General features: G+C 61.3%; 15 protein-coding genes. 11 read left to right on the top strand and 4 right to left on the bottom strand.

Translation table 11 applies throughout. The features are described 5' to 3' along the window. The 5 genes from RIN56_20005 to RIN56_19985 all read left to right on the top strand — a co-directional run. A partial coding sequence (locus RIN56_20005; GenBank protein ID MDR7869081.1) for a ShlB/FhaC/HecB family hemolysin secretion/activation protein occupies positions 1-712 on the top strand: 712 nt, incomplete at its 5' end. 109 nt (positions 713-821) lie between these two features. After that, entirely contained in the window at positions 822-5,897 is a 5,076-nt protein-coding gene (locus tag RIN56_20000; GenBank protein MDR7869080.1) for a YDG domain-containing protein, read from the top strand. Between the two features lie 306 nt (positions 5,898-6,203). Further along, a complete protein-coding gene (locus RIN56_19995) occupies positions 6,204-7,583 on the top strand; it encodes an ammonium transporter (GenBank protein ID MDR7869079.1) in 1,380 nt (459 codons plus the stop codon). A gap of 18 nt (positions 7,584-7,601) precedes the next feature. Further along, the gene (locus tag RIN56_19990) at positions 7,602-7,982 is read left to right on the top strand and encodes a P-II family nitrogen regulator (GenBank protein MDR7869078.1); all 381 of its coding nucleotides are present in this window, start codon (positions 7,602-7,604) and stop codon (positions 7,980-7,982) included. Between the two features lie 300 nt (positions 7,983-8,282). Further along, a complete protein-coding gene (locus RIN56_19985) occupies positions 8,283-9,101 on the top strand; it encodes a hypothetical protein (protein MDR7869077.1) in 819 nt (272 codons plus the stop codon). Positions 9,102-9,786: 685 nt separating this feature from the next. Here RIN56_19985 and RIN56_19980 read toward each other — a convergent pair. Together RIN56_19980 and RIN56_19975 are read right to left on the bottom strand one after the other, a co-directional pair. Beyond that, on the bottom strand, positions 9,787-9,972 hold the full coding sequence (locus RIN56_19980) for a hypothetical protein (GenBank protein MDR7869076.1): 186 nt from the start codon (positions 9,970-9,972) through the stop codon (positions 9,787-9,789). Positions 9,973-10,215: 243 nt separating this feature from the next. After that, positions 10,216-11,400, bottom strand: coding sequence for an MFS transporter (locus tag RIN56_19975; GenBank protein ID MDR7869075.1), 1,185 nt, complete (start codon positions 11,398-11,400; stop codon positions 10,216-10,218). A gap of 330 nt (positions 11,401-11,730) precedes the next feature. Here RIN56_19975 and RIN56_19970 point away from each other — a divergent pair, with 330 nt between their 5' ends. The 3 genes from RIN56_19970 to RIN56_19960 all read left to right on the top strand — a co-directional run bounded on the left by RIN56_19970 (position 11,731) and on the right by RIN56_19960 (position 16,635). Further along, the gene (locus tag RIN56_19970; protein ID MDR7869074.1) at positions 11,731-13,638 is read left to right on the top strand and encodes a PAS domain S-box protein; all 1,908 of its coding nucleotides are present in this window, start codon (positions 11,731-11,733) and stop codon (positions 13,636-13,638) included. Between the two features lie 512 nt (positions 13,639-14,150). Further along, positions 14,151-16,172 carry a methyl-accepting chemotaxis protein gene (locus tag RIN56_19965; GenBank protein ID MDR7869073.1) on the top strand — a complete coding sequence of 674 codons (2,022 nt, stop codon included), beginning with the start codon at positions 14,151-14,153 and terminating at the stop codon, positions 16,170-16,172. 19 nt (positions 16,173-16,191) lie between these two features. Continuing rightward, positions 16,192-16,635, top strand: coding sequence for a chemotaxis protein CheW (locus tag RIN56_19960; GenBank protein ID MDR7869072.1), 444 nt, complete (start codon positions 16,192-16,194; stop codon positions 16,633-16,635). A 221-nt stretch (positions 16,636-16,856) separates the two neighbouring features. Here the strand turns inward: RIN56_19960 and RIN56_19955 are convergent, their stop codons facing one another. Then, the gene (locus RIN56_19955; GenBank protein ID MDR7869071.1) at positions 16,857-17,210 is read right to left on the bottom strand and encodes a hypothetical protein; all 354 of its coding nucleotides are present in this window, start codon (positions 17,208-17,210) and stop codon (positions 16,857-16,859) included. Between the two features lie 144 nt (positions 17,211-17,354). Here RIN56_19955 and RIN56_19950 point away from each other — a divergent pair, with 144 nt between their 5' ends. Together RIN56_19950 and RIN56_19945 are read left to right on the top strand one after the other, a co-directional pair. Further along, positions 17,355-18,911, top strand: coding sequence for an ABC-F family ATP-binding cassette domain-containing protein (locus RIN56_19950; GenBank protein MDR7869070.1), 1,557 nt, complete (start codon positions 17,355-17,357; stop codon positions 18,909-18,911). A 258-nt stretch (positions 18,912-19,169) separates the two neighbouring features. After that, positions 19,170-19,634 (top strand): chemotaxis protein CheX, encoded by a 465-nt coding sequence (locus RIN56_19945; GenBank protein ID MDR7869069.1) that lies wholly within the window; start codon positions 19,170-19,172, stop codon positions 19,632-19,634. Between the two features lie 56 nt (positions 19,635-19,690). On the opposite strand, the gene RIN56_19940 is transcribed toward RIN56_19945, so the two are convergent. Further along, positions 19,691-20,857, bottom strand: a complete 1,167-nt coding sequence (locus tag RIN56_19940) for a sugar diacid recognition domain-containing protein (protein ID MDR7869068.1) — start codon at positions 20,855-20,857, stop codon at positions 19,691-19,693. Positions 20,858-21,166: 309 nt separating this feature from the next. On the opposite strand from RIN56_19940, the gene RIN56_19935 reads away from it, so the two are divergent. Beyond that, positions 21,167-22,318 carry a glycerate kinase gene (locus tag RIN56_19935; protein ID MDR7869067.1) on the top strand — a complete coding sequence of 384 codons (1,152 nt, stop codon included), beginning with the start codon at positions 21,167-21,169 and terminating at the stop codon, positions 22,316-22,318. Positions 22,319-22,596 lie beyond the last annotated feature (278 nt).

Genomic DNA, 22,596 nt, shown 5'->3' with positions numbered 1-22,596 from the left:
GTACGGCACGCTCGCCTACGAGGATAAACGCCTTCAGGACGACCAGACGGCTTCCGACAGCTATGTGCCCAAGAAGAGCCACGCCCTCAGCGCCGTCCTGGCCGGCAATTTCGCCGACAGCTGGCTGGACGGGGGCGTGAACAGCTTCAGCGTCAGCCACTATAGAGGACGGCTGAGCATCGAGGACGCCGCCACGGCGACCAACGACGACGCGACCGCCAGGACGGCCGGCGGGTTCGCGAAAACGGTCTTCGTCTTCCAGCGGCAGCAGTATTTGGCCAAAGACCTGAATTTTCACCTGAACTTCACCGGCCAACTGGCCGACAAGAATCTCGATTCGTCGGAAAAACTGTTCCTCGGCGGCGCGGACGGCGTGCGAGCCTTCCCGCAGGGAGAGGCGGCGGGCGACGACGGCTACAAGCTTACGGGGGAACTGAGGTGGCGACTGCCGGGCCTGTCGGCCGGCAAGGACAGTGTATACCTGGTCGGGTTTTACGACTACGGCAGCGTAACGGTCAACCACAAGCCGTGGGCGGGAGCGGGCGAGCAGAACCGCCGCAGCCTGATGGGGGCGGGCCTGGGAGTGCTGTGGGCGCGCAGCCCGGACTTCGCGCTCAGGCTCGACTACGCCTGGAAGATCGGCCGCGAGCAGGCGACGGCGGATACGGATAAGAACGGCAGACTGTGGCTACAGGGAATCAGGTACTTCTAACAGGACAAAAACGGGCGGGTAAAGCCTGAACCGGTCTGAGCGCCGGCGCGGGAATACCCGCCCGCTGCGGTAATAATCGGGCCCGACTGATTATTAAGGAGGAATCGTTATGCAACGCAAATGGAAACGGCGCTGGCAGCGCCTGGCGAAGACGGTAATGCCGCCGGTGGCGGCGGGGATGCTGATGCTGGGCGCGTACGGCCCGGCGTGGGCGGCTCCGAGCGGCGGGACGGTGACGGGCGGGGCGGCGACGATCGCGACAAGCGGCGCTACGACGACGGTCACCCAGACGACGAACCGGGCGGCGATCAACTGGCAGAGCTTCGGAATCGCCGCGGGCGAAGCGGTGACCTTCGTACAGCCGTCGGCATCGGCGGTGGCCCTCAACCGGGTGGTGGGAAGCAGCGCCTCGAATATTCACGGGAGGCTGTCGGCCACCGGCAAGGTGTTTCTGATAAACCCGAACGGCATCCTGTTCGCGCCGGGGGCGCAGGTGAACGTGGGCGGCCTGGTGGCGTCGACGCTGAATATGGCTGACGGCGATTTCATGAACGGGAAGTATGTTTTCACGAAAAACGGCAACGCGGGCTCGGTCGTCAACCAGGGGACGATTACAGCCGGCGACCATGCGGTGCTCATCGGCCCGCAGGTAAGGAACGAGGGGGTCATCGCGGCCCGCGTAGCGGCCCTGGCGGCGGGCGACAGGGTGAGCCTCGACTTTTCCGGGGACAAGCTGCTGAACGTTACGGTGGACACGGCGGCGGCCGGCAGCAGCGTCGCCAACAGCGGCACGATAACGGCGGACGGCGGGCTGGTGGTGATGACCGCGGGGACGAAGGACGCGCTGCTCAATACCGTTGTCAACAACAGCGGCGTGATAAGGGCGCAGAGCGTCAATAACGTCAATGGCGTCATCCGCCTGGAGGGCAACACGGCTATCAACAGCGGCGTGCTGGACGCCAGCGGCAGGGCGGCCGGGCAGACGGGCGGCACGGTCAAGGTGCTGGGCGACAATGTCACGCTGGCGGCGACGGCGGCGGTCGACGTATCCGGCGACGCCGGCGGCGGCACGGCCCTGATCGGCGGGGCGTACCAGGGCGGCGGCAGCGAATACGCGGCGACCAACACGACGGTGGAGAAGGGCGCGACGATAAACGCGGACGCGATAACGAGCGGCAACGGCGGCCAGGTGGTGGTGTGGGCCAAGGATAAGACCGACTTCGCCGGGACGATAACGGCGAGGGGCGGCGCGGAGTCCGGCGACGGCGGCACTGTGGAGGTGTCGGGCAAGAAGACGCTGGTCTACAGGGGCCGGACGGACGCGACGGCGGCTAACGGCAAGCGGGGCAGCCTGCTGCTCGACCCCAGCGACTACACGATCGGCACTGGGGCGACAGGGGAAAACTACTGGAACAACGCCGACCTGGTCGCCCAGTTGGCCACCGCCGACGTGACGGTAGCCACCGCCGCCGCCGGCAGCGGCAACGGCGACATTATAGTCGACGCACCGATAGACTTCCAGGATGGCACAAAAACCCCAACCCTCACCCTCAATGCCCACCGGGATATAGTATTCAACCAACAGGTCACCTCGGTGATCGGCTCGGATAGCTACAGTATTACATATGGCCGGCGAACTCTCTTGCTTTTCGGTTCTGCCGGCCGCAATATCTGGATAAACGCCCCGCTGACGGTGAGGATCCTCGACCTGCAAACGGCCAGGACCGGCGGCGGCGGCAATATCTACATCAACACCCCGGAACTGTTTGCCAACTATAAGATGTGGCTCAAAGGCAACCTCACCCTCGGGCAGAACGTGAAGATCACCGTCACCGGCCCCGGGGGGACAGACGGCCAGCTCTTTATCGGCGGCCCGCTAGATGCGACCGACCCGGAAAGCAAAATGGTAGACGGCTGGGTGAAAGGCAACGGCCACGACCTGACGCTCTCCAACGGCTACAACGCCGCGCAGGGGATTAAGGGGTATTCCGTGTTTACCGAGTTCTACAGTTCGATAAACGCGGCAGACAATGTACGCAATCTGAACCTGGAGACGAACAACATCAGATTTTATGGACCTATCGCCCTCACCGGCTCGCTGACGGCGCCCACCGTGAGCTATTACAATTTCGCCGGCAACCTCACCAGCGGCTTCGGTGTGACGATGAATGGAGGCAGTATCACCACCGCCGGCGACCAGACCTACGCGGGGCGGCCGCAATTGGGGGGCAGCGGTGCTCTGACCAGCACCGGAGGCAAAATAACCCTTAGTCAAGGGCTGTATAGCCCCGACAACGCCGCGGTCTCGCTCCAGGCCGACGACGTCACCGCCGGCGGCATAGTCCTTGGCGGCACCTCGAATATCGGGACGCTGACGGTGAAGAGCAAGGTTACCGTCGGTGGCACCATCGAAAGCTCCGGCAATCAGACCTACGAGAAAGCGGTGACCCTCAGCGGCGCCACTACCTTGAGAAACAAGACCAACGCCAGCGGCGTCTCCGTCACCTTCGCGGACACCGTCGACGGGGCTAACATTTTCACGGTGAATGTGAGCGGCAGCGCCACCTTCGCGAAGGCGGTGGGCGCCGCCACGCCTCTTACCAGCGTTGACCTGGCGGCCGGCGGCGGCATCAACGTAAACGGCGGCAGTGTCACCACCACCTCGGTCCAGAATTATAGAAACGCCGTCACTCTCGGCGCCGACACCGTCCTGACCGTCACCAGCGGAAACATTACCCTGTCGACCGTCGAAGGCGGCAGCCATACCCTGACGGTCAAGGCCGGCGGGTCCGTTGTACTGAACGCTTCGAGCCAGATACGGTCGACGGCGGCCGGCAACGCCGTTATCCTGGCGGCCGGCAGCTACTTCAGAAACCTCGCCGGCGCGAATGCCATCAATACGCCCAACGGCCGCTGGCTGGTGTACTCCCAGAACCCGGGCAACGCCATGGAGAGACGCGACGGGCTGGCCTACGCCTTCAAGCAGTACAACACCGCCTACGGCGGAGAGGTGCAGGGAACGACCGGCAACGGCTTCATCTACACGCTGGCGCCGACGGTGACCGTCGGACTGACGGGCACGGTGGCCAAGACGTACGACGGCACCGACGCCGCAACGCTGACGGCGGCCAACTATACTAAAAGCGGCGCGGTGACGGCCTACGGCGTGACGGATACCGTCAACGTGAGCGGCGGCACGGCGGCCTACGCCGACAAGAACGCCGGCAGCGGCAAGACGGTCACGGTGAGCGGCCTGACGGTCGACTCGGCCACGGACAGCACCGGCGCGACTGTCTACGGCTACGGCATCGCCAACGCGGGCGGCAGCGCGAGCGGCAACGTGGGCACGATCGACAAAGCGAACCTGACGGTGACCACAGGCGACGTCACCAAGACGTATAACGGCACGACGGCGGCGGCGGGCAGCGCGGCGGCGACCGGCGGCACGCAGCTTTACGGCACGGACACTTTGAGCGGCGGCACGTTCGCTTTCGCCGACAAGAACGCCGGGACGGGCAAGATGGTGACGGTGAGCGGCGTGACGGTGAACGACGGCAACGGCGGCAACAATTACACGGTGACTTACGCCGCCAACACGACGAGTACGATCAACAAGGCGAATCTGACGATCAGCACCGGCAACGTCACCAAGACGTACGACGCCACGACGACGGCGGCGGGCAGCGCGACGGCGACCGGCGGCACGCAGCTTTACGGCGCAGACACTTTAAGCGGCGGCACGTTCGCCTTCACGGACAAGAACGCCGGGACGGGCAAGACGGTGACGGCGAGCGGCGTGACGGTGAACGACGGCAACGGCGGCAACAATTACACGGTGACCTACGCCGCCAACACGACGAGCACGATCAATAAACGCGACATCGCCGTGACGGCGAGCGGCCAGAACAAGACGTACGACGGTACGACGGCCGCAACCGTAACCTACGGCGACAACCGGGTGACGGGCGACAGCCTGACGGTGGGCGGGGCGGCGGCGTTCGCCGACAAGAACGCCGGCACCGGCAAGGCGGTGAGCGTGAGCGGCATCAGCCTGGGCGGCGCGGATGCGGGCAACTATAACCTGACAAATAGCACGGCGGCGACGACGGCGGATATCGCTAAACGCGCCCTGACCGTCGCCGCGAGCGGCCAGAATAAGACGTACGACGGCACGACGGCCGCGACGGTGACGTACGGCGACAACCGCATCGCGGGCGACAGCCTGACGGTGGGCGGCACGGCGGCGTTCGCCGACAAGAACGCCGGCAGCGGCAAGACGGTGATCGCCAGCGGCATCAGCGTGAGCGGCGCGGACAAGGACAACTACACTTACAATGCCACGGCAACGACGACGGCGGATATCGCCCGGAAGGCGATCGCGGCGACAGGGCTGACGGCGGAGAACAAGGTGTACGACGGCACGACGGCGGCGACCGTGAAGACCGGCGGCGCGACGCTGTCCGGGGTTATCGGCGGCGACGCGGTCAGCGTGGCTGGGGCTGCCGGCGCCTTCGCGGACAAGAACGCCGGCACGGGCAAGACGGTAAATATCGGCGGCGTAACCCTGAGCGGCGCAGATGCCGGCAATTACACGGCGACCGCGAATGCAACGACGGCGGATATCACGCCGGCCGCCCTCAAGGTAACGGCCGACAACGCCAGCAAGACGCAGGGCCAGACAAACCCGGCGCTGACTTACAGCTACAGTGGCTTCGCCAGCGGCGAAACGGCGGCCGTGCTGACAGGCGGGACGACGATCGCTACGGCGGCGACGACAACTTCGCCGGCGGGCAGCTATGCCATCAACCTGTCAGGCACGCTGGCCTCGCCGAACTATACCATCTCTTATGTCGACGGCGTGCTGACGGTACGCTCGACGACCACCCCTGGCTATACCGGCGCGGTCGGCCCGGCCGGTCAGCTAGCGTCCGGCGGCAGCTTCGGCGGCACCAGTTTGGGCGGCGGTTTCGGCGGTACCGGCGCAGGCGGCGGTTTCGGCGTTAGCGGCGCAGGCGGCGGCTTCACGGGCGGCGGCTTGAGCGGCACGAGCGCGGGCGGCACCGGGGCGGGCGGCATCGTGCTGGGAGGCCTGGTGAACATCGCCGGCTCGGGCGTGAATGCCGGCGGCGGCTCCGGCTTCGGCGGCAACACGGGCGGCACGGGGCAAACCGGCCAGAACCGGTAGCAAGGAGCAGGGTAGCCTGTGACAACGGCCGCGAACGATAAAGAAGCAATATTCTGAACGGAATTTGTTGTTGACAGCGGGGCCGGGTGCTGGTATATTTGAAAGTAACTTAGATAAAGCAGGCGACGGAGCCTTCGTAGGATTACTACGGGGGCTCTTTGCGTTTGCTAGCGACGATGACGTCCGCGCTTTTGCCGGGCGTCATTGTGTTTATTTTGAGAGAGGTGGAACGCCAATTAAGATGAAAGAGGGTGTTCCCAAGTGTCGAAGAAGTTCTGGACTATTTTGGGTTTATGTTTAATTTTCATGGTTATTTTCGCTCCGCTGGCCCTGGCGGCCGAGGAGGCAAAGCCGGAAGCAGCCGCGGCGGTCGCGAAGGTGGACACGGGCGATACCGCCTGGGTGCTGGCCTCTTCCGCTCTCGTTATGCTGATGACGCCGGGCCTGGCTCTTTTCTACGGCGGGATGGTGCGGACAAAGAACGCGCTGTCGACGATTATGCAGAGTTTCTTTATTGTCGGCCTTATTTCGGTGCAGTGGGTGCTGTGGGGCTATACGCTGGCTTTCGGCCCCGATATCGGCGGCCTGATCGGCGGGTTCGATTTCCTCGGTCTTACGGGTGTCGGCGTGGAGCCGAACAGCCCGACCTCGACGATTCCCCATCTGGCGTTCATGGTTTTCCAGGGGATGTTCGCCGTTATCACGCCGGCGCTGATCACCGGCGCGTTCGCCGAGCGGATGAGGTTCCCCGCGTTCGTGGCGTTCGTACTGATCTGGGCTACCTTTATTTATGACCCTGTGGCTCATATGGTGTGGGGCGGCGGCTGGATGATGTCCCTCGGGGTGCTGGATTTCGCGGGCGGCACGGTCGTCCATATCCTCTCCGGGGTGTCCGGCCTGGTGGTGGCGCTGGTGCTGGGCAAGCGCAAGGGCTACGGCACCGAGGCGATGCTCCCCCACCACTTGCCGATGACGGTGCTCGGCGCATCGCTGCTGTGGTTCGGCTGGTTCGGCTTCAACGCCGGCAGCGCCCTGGGCGCCAACGGCCTGGCGGCGACCGCTTTCGTGACAACCAACACGGCCGCGGCTGCGGCTACGGTTTCGTGGGTGTTCGCCGAGTGGCTGCATCGCGGCAAGCCGACGGTGCTTGGCGCGGCGTCGGGTTGTGTGGCCGGCCTGGTGGCCATTACGCCGGCGGCCGGGTTTGTGGCGCCCCTGCCTGCCGTTATCATCGGCCTGGCGGCCGGCGTGATCTGCTACCTGGCGGTGGGCGTGGTGAAGGCCAAACTGGGCTACGACGATTCGCTGGACGCGTTCGGCGTCCACGGCATCGGCGGCACCTGGGGCGCAATCGCGACCGGCCTGTTCGCCTCGAAGGCGGTGAACGAGGCGGGCAACGACGGCCTGTTTTACGGCAACCCCGACCTGGTGATGACGCAGCTCGTCGGTGTGGGCGCGAGCTGGGCGATCGCGATCGTGGGCACGTTTATAATCCTGAAGATCGTGGGGGCTGTGATGCCGCTGCGGGCGACTGAGGAGCAGGAGATCCAGGGACTCGATATCACGGAGCACGGCGAGCGCGGCTATGCGTACCAGGATTTCGCCGCCGGCCTGCCTGTCGCCCACGCTGCGCCGTTCGCCGTCAGCCAGTCGGGCGCGGCGGCCAAGGTCAGCCTCAATTCGTAAGCGGAAGGAGGAGTTTGCGTGGAAAAGATAACGAAGATCGATATTATCACCCGCCCCGAGAAGCTCGAGGAGCTGAAGGAGGCGATGAACGCCATCGCGGTGACGGGGATGACGGTCACCCAGGTGTACGGCTGCGGGCTGCAGAAGGGGTATAAGGAGGTCTACCGCGGCAAGGAGGTGACGATTAACCTCGTGCCCAAGGTGAAGGTAGAGATCGTGGTGTGCGAGGTGCCGGTGGAACGGGTGGTGGAGACGGCCAAACGCGTCTGTCGCACCGGCAATGTGGGCGACGGCAAAATCTTCGTCTACCCGCTGGAGAACGCCGTCCGCATCCGCACCGGCGAGGAAGGCCCCGACGCCATCAAGGACCCCAAGGATATGCCGGCGATAAAAAAATAACGGCCTCCACGGCCCTTTTCAGATAACGATAAGCATTGTATCCGCAGAGCCGTAAGCCGGACAGCGCGGCTCTGCGGATTTCCCTCCACTAAGAAATCAACGCGGCGGCTTCCCATGGCGACCGCCGCTCAAAAACGAATATCCCTCCCGGCTAGGAACGAATTACTTTGCTACCTCTCTCGCCGGCCACTCGATGCCGGCATCTTTTTAATAAAACGGCGGCAGTCTTTGAGACTGCCGCCGTGATGTGTTTTTATAAAGGAATTTGTTTTTCCTTGTATAACTGTGGTAAATGAGGTGATGAACTTGTTAGAAATCCGCCTTCTTGCCACAGTAAGTATAATTGGATTAGTTTTTTGCGCCTTCTCCTGGTACACGCAATATCTGCCCGGCTATTTCGATTCTACTATAGCCACCCAGGATTGGTGGAAAAACGGATTACTGAATACGGGAACCGGAATGATTACAAGTGTTATAGTGGTAATTCTATATAATAGAATTTTGGCAAAACATGAGGCCGACAGACGAAATAGACGAATACTTTTTGCTTTCGAACGATTAGGTACACGGATAAATGGTGTCCTTTTCACCTTATATGAATTGCATAAGGGAACCGCCTTAGTAAAACCCGATAGTCCAATTAATACTTTTGAGGATATTTTTGATGATGCTTTTTTTACTAATGTATCATCATTTTCCATAGAAAGCTCGTGGGGTCCTATTACTATCAATACGTTTGTTGAACAATTTATTAAATTCTACGAAATGATGGATAGAACAATAAAGGATTGTTCAGACTGTATGGACCATGAAACTTTATTACTATTAGATAAATTGACTACTTCAGAATTTATGGACTACGTCAAACTTTATCCAATAAAAGAACAGAAAAAGAGAGATGACAAGGAAAAATATGGCCCCTTTTGGCCTTTTGTTAATGACCCTGCCTATTTCACTTTTCGAGGACGAATCGCGGGATCAGGTGGTTTCAAGGAATACATAACGGATTTAATAGAATTAATTCGACTTCATAATATAGATGCGACCAGAAAAATCTTACCGGAAGTTTCTTTTGGGCACACCTCTATCGCGGTCGGAGGTTTGCGAGAAAAAACTTGAATTAATCCCGCAGGGGCGCAAGTGGCCGGCGACATTGCGGAGGACGATTACGCGCCGTCGGCGAAGCAGGCCGGTAACACGAACGTACGCCCGTCCATGGACGGACGGGCGAGGAGCCATCTGTCACGGACGACAGTTGGCGACGGTACGGCTGTGTCGGCCCGAGCCATACGGCGCGTTCGCCCGGAGCACTGGAGCCGGAGGTTTGCGCCCCGGAGGGGCAATGGCACAAAGTATCGTCAGGGCAGCGGCCCCTCTCCCCCGCTCCCGGACAGTAACGGCTGAATACGAAACGGCGGCAGTCATAATGACTGCCGCCGTGATGTGTGATTGCTTCCGTTTTCATGTCGCCAGCAGCTCTTTTAACGCTGCCACACGTTTGTTTATGCCGTCGATATGTTGCTCGTCGGTAGTTGAAGGGTCCTGAGTGGCATAATAAATCTCGCAAGGGAGTTTATCACAGTGGCCGCAGTGTTCATAGCCTTTTTCATTGATACAGCAGGCATACATCGGGCAGGTATCCAGCCCAACATACTGAGCCCAGTAGACCCTGCCCGCAATAGCCCGGCACCCTGCGCAACTCTTGCCAAAATCTTTGCAGCCGTCACAGCTCAACCCACATGGACTTAGCACTATAAACACCTCTATTTCGGTAATAGGCAAAAGCTTTTCCTGTCTATTGCCTTTATTTCCCTTTAAAATTGCCCCAATATTGGTTTTCCTTCTCCTGGCTTGTCGCTTGCCTGACCATTGAATGAATTATCGCCTCGGCATCTTGGACAATTTCCGCTGAAATGCTTTCGACAACATCATTATTGGCCTGAGGAATTTGCGCTCTTATAAGTGCTATAATGCTACTTTTGTCTATCACCGGTTTCCCTCCCGTTATCCTTCAATAAACCATTCAACCGGCACGGAACAGATAAACCGCCTACCGGTTTGCCGGTTTTAATTGCAGAACAAGTGTTCGGTTATATTATAATATTTTGCTGCTAAGAAATCAATAAAAAGAGAACTGGGATGTTCTCCCGGTTCTCGCCTATATTTACCTTAGAGATTTATGCTTGATAACTAAGTGTAAGTGTTGGCAGGTCGGGTTTGTTATGCATTTGTTTCATTGGGCCGGAGCACTGGGGGCGAGGGGGCGTTTTTTGTTTCGGTAGGCGACGATGGCGGTCACCAGGGCTACCGCGCCAATGAGCGAGGCGCCGGCGGCCAGGACGATTTCGTAATCGAAGTATTGTTTGAGGGAGCTGGACAAGATCACGGAGAATATGATGCCGGCCGAGCCGGAGGCGAGGAAGAAGGAGGTGGTGCGGGGCGAGGGCTTTGGGGTCTGGAAGGTGCCGAAGGAGATGAGGGTGGGGTAAAGGCTGGAGTAGGCGAAGCCCTTGATGCCGATGAGCACCATGGCCTGGGCGTAGGTCGCCGCGCCCAGGAGGCCGAAATAGGCGACGCTGGCGACGGCGGCGCTGACGATGATGTATTTGGCAAGCGATATCCGGGAGAGGATGAAGCTGCCGGCCAGGCGCCCGGTGGTGATACAGCCCCACCAGAGCGAAAGGGCGGCGCTCGCCATGACTACGCCGACGGCCAGGCGGTCCATGAGGTATTGGATGATCCAGTAGCCGAAGATGAATTCGGAGATCATGAAGCAGAAGACGGACAGGCCGGCGAGGAATACGTTGAGGCTCCAGTCGACTTTCTCGGCGCCGCGGTCGGCTTTTTTCGGCGCGAAGGTTTTCAGTTGGGGGATGAAGGTACCGAGGATGACGGCTAGCAGCATGGCTACGACGGCATAGTATACACCCTGCCAGGTGACGCCCCGGTCCAGCGCGAGGCCGGCCAGGATGGGGCCGACGATCGAGCCGACGGCGTAGAAGAAGGTGACGGCGATGGATTTCGCCGCCCTGACTTTGGCGTCATAGAGAAGCAGGGTGACGTGGAAGGCTGTCGGCAGCAGGATGCCCATGCCCAGACCGAATATGAACAGGAAGACGGTGAAGACGATAAGGGTGGGCGCGTTGGCGAAGCAGATTATCGCCACGGCGGCCAGAGCGCAGTAGGCCCGCAGCAGGCTGCGGACGCTGAACTTCTCCAGCATCCACCCGACGCTGAAGACGGAGGTGGCGTAGGCGACTGAGTAAACGGTGAAGCAGTAGCCGATGATGTAGTTTTCGACGGCGAAGCCGGCCGCGATGTACTTGTTGACCAGACCGGCGATGCTGGCGGTGCTGCCGAGGGTGAGGATCATGAAGTAGAGTAGGCCGTTTAGAACCACATGACTGCTTCCGGGCAAACCAATCCCTCCGAATCGTCATTCTGCCGCATGACTCGCGATTTGCTCAATATCTTTCATTGTAACATATATTGTCAATTTTGCCTTCCGGGTGATACCGGGCTTTTGCCGACCAGGAAAATCCGGGCGGCAGTCTTTCGGCTGCCGCCGCGATAGTTAGTAAATAGGCTTGAGCTATCGCCTGCCGCAAACTAGCGGCGCGCTCACGCCTTGTTTTGACAAGGATTGACAATTTTCTTGTTTTCGCCGGAAAACGGAGAGGATTATCGGCGGGTGAGACCGAATGATGACTGAAATTACTTAACGAATTATTAGCGGACGGCGGTATGTATGGCAAGAGCGGGAAAACAGGACAACGCGGCGCAGTTGATGCGCGTCCTCGACAACCTGGTGGACGGATTTTTCTCCTTGGACGGCGCGGGGAGAATATTTTTCATGAATAGGGCGGCCCGGTCGATGCTGGCGCCGGCGGGCGCGGACCCGACGGGGAAGCATTTCGCCGCGGCCGATTTCGTCATCCCCCTGCTGGCGGAGAAGATCCGCCTGGCGACCGACAGGAGGGAAGGGGTCTATTTCGAGACGTTTGCGGCCAAGCCGGGAAGATGGCTGGAGGTGGCCCTATTCCCGTCGGCGGAGGGGCTGGCGGCGACTTTCCGCGATATCAGCGAAATGAAGCTAACCGAGGAAAGACTGCGGATTATTTTTGACGCCACCCCGCACGCAATGGCTCTTTTGACCTGGCCGGAGGCGAAGTTCGCCGAGGTGAACGGGGCGTGGCTGCGCAGCCTGGGCTTTGCCAGGGAAGAGGTGCTGGGGAAGACGGGCACGGAGCTGGGGCTGTGGGACGAGGCGACGCGCGACGAGCTGCGGAGGCTGCTGCTGGCGGAGGGCTGTATCCGGGATAAGGATGTCCCGGTGCGGTCCAAGAACGGCGAGTGCGTGATGGCGCTCTTAAATGTGGAGTTCATCGAGCTCCAGGGCAGGAGGTATGCGATGGCTTCGTCGCTGGATATAAGCGAACGGCGGCGGGCCGAGGAGCTGGCGAGGGAGCAGCTTGATCTGCTGGAGGATTGCTCGGACGCGGACACGGGCACGGTGACGCTGATCGTGGACGAGGAGGGCGATATTGTCCGGTGCTTCGGCGAGAAGAGCATGCTGCCGGGCAACTCCGAGGGGCAGAATCTGCGCACCGCCCTGCCGCCGCCGGCGGCCGCGGACCTGCTGACGATGCTGGCTGCGGTGCTGCGGGAGGGCGCCGCCCGGACGACGGAGTTTCGGGCCGAGGTCGGTGAGCTGACGATGTCCATCAGGGTTACGGCGGCGCCGATGACGCGCCGCTACCGCGGCAAGCGGACGGTTTCTTTCCGCGTCCGCGATATCACGGCGGAGAAAGCTGCCGAGGAAAAGACGGCGTTGACGGAGCAGGCTTACGGCCGCAGCACGTTTTTCAACAGTCTGGTGACGGGCGGCCATCCGGCGGAGTATGTGGCCAGCGTGCTGGAGGGCTACGGGGTGGACACTCATGCCGACTACGCCTGCTTCGCGCTCATGGTGGCGCGGGTGGAGCCGCTGGCGCCGGAATGCTGGCCTACCGGGGAGCAGGTGGCGCCGCAGGCGGCCGCCAAGGGCGATATCGTCGCCTGGCTGGCGCGGAGCGAACCGGGGTGGGCGTGGCAGACGAACGGGCTTATCGCGATGCTTGTGCCTGCGGACAAGGCGGGGCGGACGAAGGAGAGCCAGTTGGCGTTCGCCGCCCGCCTGGCAAGGGAGACGGAGGCGAGGTTCGCGTTCACGCAGGTGGCTGTGGGTGTGGCGGCGACACCGGGCGAGAAGGCGACGCTCGATCTGGAGGAACTGTACGGCAGAGCGGCCGAAGCTTTGCTGCTGTGCGAGCGCCAGGAGGGCCGCCGGGTGGTGCATCACGCGGACACCGGCCTTTATCAGGTGGCTTTCCAGTTGCTGAAGGACAGGAATATCCAGCGGATCGTGAAGGATATGATCGGCGGCCTGGCGGAGTACGACCGGAGGCACGACAGCAATCTGCTGGCCACGCTCGAGCGGATCATCGAGGAGGAAAACCTGCGGATCGTCGCCGACAAGATGTTCATCCACCACAACACGGCGATCTGGCGGAAGAAACGGATCGAGAAGCTGCTGGCGCTGTCGCTCGACTCGTTCGAGACGCGGGCGATGGTGTCGCTGTATCTGAAGGTGTGGAGGCTGCTGGGCCGGAACTGAATTTGCGAAAAACGCCGCCCCGTTGTCGACGGACGACAACGGGGCGGCGTTTTTTTGTGTCCTGGATACAGTATAATTTATAATTGTTTTTTGATAATATTAATTTGCTGTTATTTCTCGCAAATAGCTCTTACTTTCAGAAACATTTTCCCCGATAATGTTTCTGACGGTCTTGTAGAAGAAGAGCAAAAAATGTCATAAGTGTATATTTTTTGACGTATGAGCACACATTTTCCACCTTTTTGTAGAAAGAGCGTTTTGCGCCAGAAACGCTGTGAAGCCGCTAATCACAGGGAAGACAGGGGTTTTTGGCAAGTTTTTTACATGTCCACCTTTCGGCAGACGCTTAATGCGGCGGCTGTCCTGTATGGTATAGACACCAAGGGTGTATCCGCTTACGGACATGTTCCCGCGGAGGAAAGGCAAGCCGCGTCGCCTTGGGAGGGGTAAGGGCGCGTTGATGATATATCGGGTAGACAATTATGGGGGACAAGGCAAAAGGAGAGATTAGAATGAAACTGTCACAGAATTTACACAGCAAAGGGACGAGCAGCGGCATGATGAACAGCCTGCAAACGAAGCTAACCGTGATTATTCTGACGATTTTCCTCGTCGCGATGGGCGCGCTGGGCGGGCTTAACTACTGGCAGGCGAACAAGATGCTGACAGAGCAAATTTTCGCAGATTTAGGGGACATGGCCAAGGCTGAAGGCGGAAATATCGGCGACTGGCTGGAGGCCCGCATGGGCGAGATGACGATGATGGCGGTGGCGCCGGTTATCCAGGGCGGCAAGGCGGAGGAGATAATGCCTTTCCTGGTCAACGCCGCCAAGGCGAACAAGGTGTACGACACTATCGGCTACATCCTGCCGGACGGATCGTATATAAACTCGTCAGGGGCGAAGGGCAGCCTGGCGGACCGCGATTACTTCAAGAAGGCGATCAAGGGCGAGGCGACCGTCTCCGACCCGATGATTTCCCGCTCGACCGGCCACCCGGTGACGGTGGTGGCGGTGCCTGTTAAGGCGGCGGACGGCAGGATCGTGGCCGTGCTGTACGGGGCGTTGGATATGCAGGCCATCACCAAGGAAGTGCTTGAGGTGAAGGTGGGCAAGACGGGCTACGCTTATGTGATCCAGGGCGACGGCACGATCATCATGCACCCGAACAAGGACCTGGTGATGAAGTACAACCCCGCCAAGGACGACAAGAGCCCCGCGCTGGCCGCGGCGACGCAGCGGATGGTGAAGGGCGAGAAGGCGGTCATGACTTACGAGTTCCAGGGGATCAAGAAGATGATGGCTTTCGGGCCGGTGCCCGGCACGCAATGGTCGATCGCGGTCTCCGGCCCGATCGACGAGGTGACTGAGGGACTCGCGACGCTGCGTAATATCTCGCTGGCCACCGTCGCGGTGGTGCTAGTGATCGCCGCGCTGGCGATGACGCTGATAACGCGGCGGATCGTCGGGCCGCTGAAGCTGATGGTGGCCCAGGTGCAGGAGGTGGCCGCGGGCGATCTGACGGACAAGGAGCGCACCGTGTACTCGCAGGACGAAGTGGGCCAACTGGCGGACGCGATTACGGCGATGCGCGGCAATCTGCGCAATCTGGTGAGGCAGATCAACGCTAACGCCGACCAGGTGGCGGCGTCTTCGGAGGAGCTGACGGCGAGCGCCGAGCAGTCGACCCAGGCGGCCAACCAGATCGCGACGTCGATCATGAGCGTGGCCGGCGCGGCGACCGAGCAGGTGACGGCAGCCAACGAATCGGCGTCGGTGGTGGAGCAGATGTCGGCCGGCCTCCAGCAGGTGGCGGCGAACGCCAACCATATGGCGGCGCAGTCGGCCCGGGCGGCCGAGCAGGCCAAGGAGGGCGGACAGTCGGTCGACAAGGCGGTAAGCCAGATGTCGCATATTGAGAATACGGTGAATACGTCGGCCAAGGTGGTGGCCAAGCTGGGCGAGCGCTCGAAGGAGATCGGCCAGATCGTGGATACCATTTCCGGTATCGCCGGCCAGACGAACCTGCTGGCTTTGAACGCGGCGATCGAGGCGGCGAGGGCCGGCGAACAGGGCCGGGGCTTCGCGGTGGTGGCCGAGGAGGTCAGGAAGCTGGCCGAGCAGTCGCAGGAGGCGGCGAAGAAGATCGCCGATCTGATCGGCGAGATCCAGGGCGACACCGATAAGGCGGTCGTGGCGATGAGCGACGGCACGCGGGAAGTGAAGACAGGCGCCGAGGTGGTCAATGCCGCCGGTACGGCCTTCCGGGAGATCATCGAGCTGGTGACGGAGGTCTCCAGCCAGGTGCGGGAGATTTCGGCGGCGGTTCAGGAGATGGCGGGCGGCAGCCAGCAGATCGTGGGCTCGGTGCGCAAGATCGATACGCTGAGCAAGTCGTCGGCGGCCGAGTCGCAGAGCGTGTCGGCGGCGGCCGAGGAGCAGCTGGCGTCGATGGAGGAGATCGCTTCTTCGAGCCAGGCGCTGGCGAAGCTGGCCGAAGACCTGCAGGTCGCGGTGAGCAAGTTCCGGGTATGACGGAGAAGGAGTGAATGATATGGCTTCGGAACAATTGGTCGTATTCCAGCTCGGGAGCGAGGAGTACGCGGTGTCGATATCCCAGGTGAAGGAGATTATCCGCTACGGCGGGGCGACGAAGCTGCCGAACACGCCTGCGCATATGGAGGGGATTATCAATCTCCGCGGCAAGGTGATCCCGGTGGTCGACCTGGCGAAGCGGTTCGGCCTTGCAAGGGCCAGGCAGGGCGACGTGCAGGCGCTGATCGTGGAGGCGGCCGGCCGCGAGGTCGGGATGGTGGTGGATGGGGTCAGCGAGGTTCTGCGGCTGGAGGATACCGCAATCGAGCCGGGCCACACGGTCAGCCACGCCGGAGAGTTCCTGCGGGGCATCGGCAAGGTGGGCGAACGCCTGCTGATAATCCTCGACCTCGACAAGCTGTTCAGCGCAGAAGAGCATGGAGAAATGCGGGCGGCCGGTTAGCCGCCCGGCCATAGAGAAAGCGGCGGTCCGGACGGACCGCCGCTTTAGACTGTCGATAAAGGCCCATCTGCGGCGTTGCTCCTCAGAGCGCTTGCTTGCGTACGTGCCCAAAGTACGCGGCGCGGCGCGCTCTTCCGGTGCGCCTTGCATCTGGACCTTTCTCACCAGTCTGGCTTAGTATACAAGCGAGGCGGCGGTCCGGGCGGACCGCCGCTTTTGGGTTACCTTTTTTTTGTGCGGAGCTTGATGCCGATATTAACGACAGCCATGACGAGGAGGCCGGCGACGACCGGCCAGACGAGCCGCGCGAGGTCGGCGTCGGGGCTGAAGCCGCCGGAAGACGGCAGCAGGATGACGATTTCGGCGTAGCGCAGGACGGCGGTGATGGCGATGGCGTAGACGTACGCGAGCGGGTGGTTGGGGCCGTTGATGCGCCGCGAGAGTTTGTAGCCGGCGAAGACGCCCAGCCAGACGGAGAAGCCGGCGAGGCTGGCGAAGACGGCGCCGGCGGCTGCGGTGTCGGTGACGGCGAGCAGTATGACGACGGTGACCAGGGCCATAATTTCCGGTACCAAGGTTTCGTCCTCCTCCGGTGAGTTGTTCCGGTAGAATTCCACGTCCCCCGCCCTTCTCCCTGCCGGGCGGGTATTTTTCTTTGACAGCGATGCGCTGAATGCGCTAAAATAGTAGGGCATTTTGAATTATGCGGGGAGTAAGCAATGAGTGTATTGACGGTTGAAAATGTGACGCACGGGTTCGGCGCCCGGCAGATTCTCGATAGCGCGTCTTTCCGCCTGCTGAAGGGTGAGCACGTCGGCCTGGTGGGCGCGAACGGCGAGGGCAAGACGACGTTTCTGGAGATTATCACCGGCCAGTTGCAGCCTGACGCCGGGCGGGTGGAGTGGTCGAACCGCGTGTCGGTGGGCTATCTCGACCAGCAGGCGGCGCTGACGAGGGGGATGGCGATCCGCGATGTGCTGCGGGGGGCCTTCGAGGGGATGTTTAAGCTCGAGGCGGAGATGCTGGCCATCTACGATAAGATGGGCGAGGCGGCCGAGGACGAGCTGACGGCGATGATGGAGGATGTCGGCGATATCCAGGATATGCTGGAGCACGGCGGCTTTTACGTTATCGACGCGAAGATCGAGGAGGTGGCCAACGGGCTGGGTCTGGGGGAGATCGGCCTTGACCGCGACGTGGCCGATCTGAGCGGCGGCCAGCGCACGAAGGTGCTGCTGACCAAGCTGCTGCTGCAGAATCCGACGATCCTGATTCTCGACGAGCCGACGAATTATCTCGATGCCGAGCATATCGAGTGGCTGAAGCGGTATCTGACGAATTACGAGAACAGCTTTATTCTTGTGTCGCACGATGTGTCTTTTCTGAACGCGGTGGTTAATGTGATCTATCATGTGGAAAACGCCACTCTGACCCGCTATTCCGGCAGCTACGATCAATTTATGCAGATGCACGCGCTGAAGAAGCAGCAGGAGGTGCGGGCTTACGAGCGCCAGCAGCAGGAGGTGGAGCGGCTGGAGGATTTTATCGCCCGCAATAAGGCGCGGGTGGCGACCCGCGGGATGGCGAACAGCCGCCAGAAGCGCCTCGATAAGCTTGAGCTGATCGAGAAGCCGCGCGAGAAGCCGAAGCCGGTGTTCCAGTTCCGCGAGGCGCGGACGCCGGGACGGTTCGTGATTACGGCCCGCGAGCTGGTGCTCGGCTACGACGAGCCGCTGACGCGGCCGGTGGATATTGCTCTGGAGCGCGGCCAGAAGGTGGCGATCCGCGGCACGAACGGGCTGGGGAAATCGACGCTGCTAAAGACGCTGCTGGGCCTCATCCCGCCATACTCCGGCAAGGTGGAGACGGGCGATTACGTGCAGCCGGGGTATTTTGAGCAGGAGTCGGGCCGCGATAACGGTAATACGGCGATCGAGGAAGTGTGGCAGGAATATCCGGGGATGACGAATTACGAGGTGCGGGCGGCTTTAGCCCGCTGCGGGCTGACGAACGAGCACATCACCAGCCTGATGATGGTGCTGAGCGGCGGCGAGAACGCGAAGGTGCGGCTGTGCAAGCTGATGCTGAAGGAGGTCAATTGGCTGGTGCTGGACGAGCCGACCAATCATCTGGATGTCGACGCCAAGGCGGAGCTGAAGAAGGCTATCAGGGAGTTTAAGGGAACGGTGCTGCTGGTTTCGCATGAGCCGGAGTTTTACGAGGATCTGGTGACGGCGGTGTGGAACGTGGAGGACTGGACGACGAAGGTGGTATAAGCGGTATTTTTTATATATATAAATGGAAGCGGGCTTGACGCCGCTTTCCCCAGGGAGTACAATCATAGTCAACGAAGCGGTAGCGGCGGCTTGGCCAAAGGGCGGGGGCGCTATGCTATCGGTTTTGGCCGCCAGCGGCCGTGATTGCCAGGCCGCCATTTTAGTGCTCTAAAATGCTACGTGCCAGGGGGTTGCCCTGGCTTTTCGCATCGCCTGAATGTGCGGCCGAGAATGTTTTTTGAACGGGGGATTTCCCTTATGGATGTACGCAGTATAGAGCCTTTTCTGAGCGCGATGAATTCGGTTATGCCGGGGCTGGGCTTCAAAGAGGTCAAGCGCGGCCGGATCAGCGTCAGCGAAACGAATAAGATCGCCAGTCTCGGCGTGATGGTGGTAATCGGCCTGACGCAGCAGGTCCGGGGCAATATCGCCTATAATATGACGGAGGCTTCGGCGAAGAGAATCGCCAGCACGATGATGATGGGGATGCCGGTGGAGTCTTTTGACGCGATGGCGGAGTCGGCGATCGCCGAGCTGGGCAATATGCTGGCGGCCAACGCGGCGATGATCCTCGAGCAGCAGGGGGCGCGCCTGGATATTTCCCCGCCCACCGTTATTACCGGCAATAGCTTCGCCAATTCGGTAACCGCCGCCAAACGGCTCAATATCGAGATGTTCGTCGACGGAATCCCGCTGGAAGTGAATGTTTCGTTCGTGACCTGATCAGGTTTAAAAAGCGGCAGCCATATGGCTGCCGCTTTTTTGCATATACCCCTGAATTAGTTACAAAGGATTTTACAAAGAATTGCGTGGTTTATATCCCTTCCGGGACTAAGCCCGGTGAGCTGTTCGAGTTTTTTGAGCCGGAAGACGAGGGTGTTGCGGTGGATGAAGAGGGCTTTGGCGGTGAGCGAGAGGTTGAGGTTGTTGTCGAGGAGCTGGCGGACGGTGTTGCGCATGTCGTATTTGGCGTCGATTTTGGCGGTGAGTTTTTCCTGGAGGGTTTTTACGGCGGTGCAGGTGGCGAGGCCGCGCGGGTGGCGCAGGAGGTAGGCGGTGAGGAGGGCAAAGTCGTAGATGGAGGCGACGGCGGCGGCTCCGCGGGGACTGTCGAGGGCGTAGAGCGCCTCGTGGTAAGAGTCGTGGAGGCTGAGGGGCGAGCCTGCAAGGCTGCCGAGGCCGAGGTGAAGGGCGGCGGCGGGGTTGTCGGCGTTGACGAGGCGGACGAGGGCTGCGCCCCATTCGCCGATGGCGCTTGCGGCGGTGGCGCGGGGGAAGTGCTTGAGGACGACCATGCGGTTTTCGAGGAAGGCGATCATGTCTTCGGGGGCGACGAGGCTGGAGGCGCCGAGGAGTTGGAGGAGGCTTTCCTGGGTGCGGGCGGAGACGAGGTCATAGACGCCGTACTGGTGGTAGGCGTTTTCGAGGATGGGACGGACGTTGGCGACGGCGACGAGCCGGGGCAGGGCGAGGTCGAATTTGAGGAGCTTGGCCCTGGCTTCGATCTGGGCGTAGCTGGCGGCAGCGTGCTCGGACAGCAGCAGGGTGGCGAACTGTTCGTGCAGGTGGGACTGGGAGCGGAATTCACCCATGAGTATCTCGCGCTCGAGGATGAGTTCGGTGACCATTTTTACGAGTTCGGCGGTGTTGCGGACGGCGTCGGGATGGCCGGTGACGCCGACGACGCCGACGGTCTGCTCGCCGAGGACGATCGGCCAGTTGAGGCCCGGCAGGGAGCCGGGGTAGTGGGCAAGGTCTTCGGGGAAGATTTCGACGACGGCGCCGGTGTCGATGACGTCCTTGGCGCCTTTGTGGAAGGTGCCGAGCCGGTGCTTCTGGCCGGAACCGATGATTATGCCGACGTCGTTCATGATGTTGACGTTCTGGTGGACGATGGGCATAATGTTGTCCACGATCTGCTGGGCCAGTTCGCCGGTGAGGATCATGCTTTCGCCCCCGTTTCACATTATGGCCTCATTATACAACAAACAGCTTGTAGTGGAAAGCGGGCTTAAGCGGCGGTATTTCTCCACCTAGGGAGATTTTGGGCAAATTTCACCTGATGGCATGACGATAGCGGGACGGAAAATGGCCGGATTGATTGTGCAATATAGCCAATAAGCGACAGGATTTCGCGGCAACGGTTAGTGTTGTCAGACAATTGAAAAAACTGCTTGTTTGTCTGTAAAATTAAGGTAGCCGACAATCCGATCGGCGAGGGAACTCTGCTATATTCAGTAAAGGACGTGAATGATGTGCGTATTGTTGTCGCGCCCGATTCTTTCAAAGGAAGCCTTTCGGCGGTGGCGGTGGCCAAGGCTATGGAGGCAGGAATTCTGTCGGTTTTTCCCGCCGCGGAGGTGAAGAAGGTGCCGATCGCCGACGGCGGCGAGGGCACGGTGGAGGCGCTGGTGCTGGCGACCGGCGGCTGCGTTGTCACGGAGAAGGTTACCGATCCGCTGGGCGATGTGGTGGAGGCTAATTGGGGGCTGCTGGGGGACGGCGAGACGGCGGTCATCGAGATGGCGGCCGCGTCGGGCCTGACGCTGGTGCCGAAGGAGCGGCGTAACCCGCGGGTGACGACGACTTACGGCACGGGCCAATTGGTGAAGGCGGCGCTTGATCGCGGCATCCGCAAGCTGGTCATCGGCATCGGCGGCAGCGCGACGAACGACGGCGGGACGGGCCTGGCCCGCGCGCTGGGCGTGAGGTTTCTGGACGCCGGGGGCCGCGATCTCGCCGAGGGCGGCGCGGCGCTGGCGGGGCTGGCGAGTATCGATATGACGGGTCTGGATCCCCGCCTGGCCGAGACGCAGATCATGGTGGCGTGCGATGTGGACAATCCGCTGTGCGGCCCGCGGGGCGCGACGGCGGTGTACGGCCCGCAGAAGGGGGCCACGCCGGATATGGTGGTGGAGCTCGATGCGGCGCTGGCGAATTACGCCGCGGTGGCGAAGGCCGCGACCGGCAAGGATGTCGCTGTTTCTCCGGGAGCGGGCGCGGCCGGCGGCCTGGGAGCGGGACTGATGTTTTTCACGGCGGCTGCGCTGCGGCCGGGGGTGGAGATCGTGCTGGAGGCGACTGGGTTCGCGGCGCTGGTGCGGGATGCGACGCTGGTGATCACCGGCGAGGGCAACACCGATTTTCAGACGGCCCACGGCAAGGCGCCGGTGGGTGTGGCAAGGGTGGCCAAAAAGTTCGGCGTGCCGGCGGTGTGCCTGTCAGGCGGCCTGGGCAAAGGCTGCGACGCGGTGCTGGAGCAGGGCATCGACGGGCTGATGAGCGTGGTGCCGCAGCCGATGGCGCTGGAGGAGTGCATGTGCTCGGCCGCGGAGCTTATCGAGGCGGCGACGGCCCGCCTGTGCAGGCTGCTAAAGGTGGGCTGCGCGATGGAGATGCGCGGTTAGGAAGGCGTTTCCCGGCCCTTGAGCGGGCTTGCGAGTTTATGATAAATAACGATAGCGCCGGCATCCTTCGGGTCGCCACGGTGGGGAGAGGTGAAAGGGAAGGGAGCCGGCGGGAGGCTGCGGTGAGCCCGCGATCGTGCTGCCAATAATAGAGACGGAGGAGACAGAATGGATTACGCCCAAAAGATGCTAGAGAAGGCCGCCAGGGCCCACTACAATCTGCCGGTGCCCGTGCTGGCGGAGCACGCCGTGCGCGCCGGCGAAGGCATGCTGACCGC

The sequence above is a fragment of the Sporomusaceae bacterium genome, assembly GCA_031460455.1.
Lineage (GTDB): Bacteria > Bacillota > Negativicutes > Sporomusales > UBA7701 > Anaeroselena.
The sequence above is the reverse complement of the archived record's forward strand: the minus strand, read 5'-3'. Positions and strand labels throughout refer to the sequence as shown.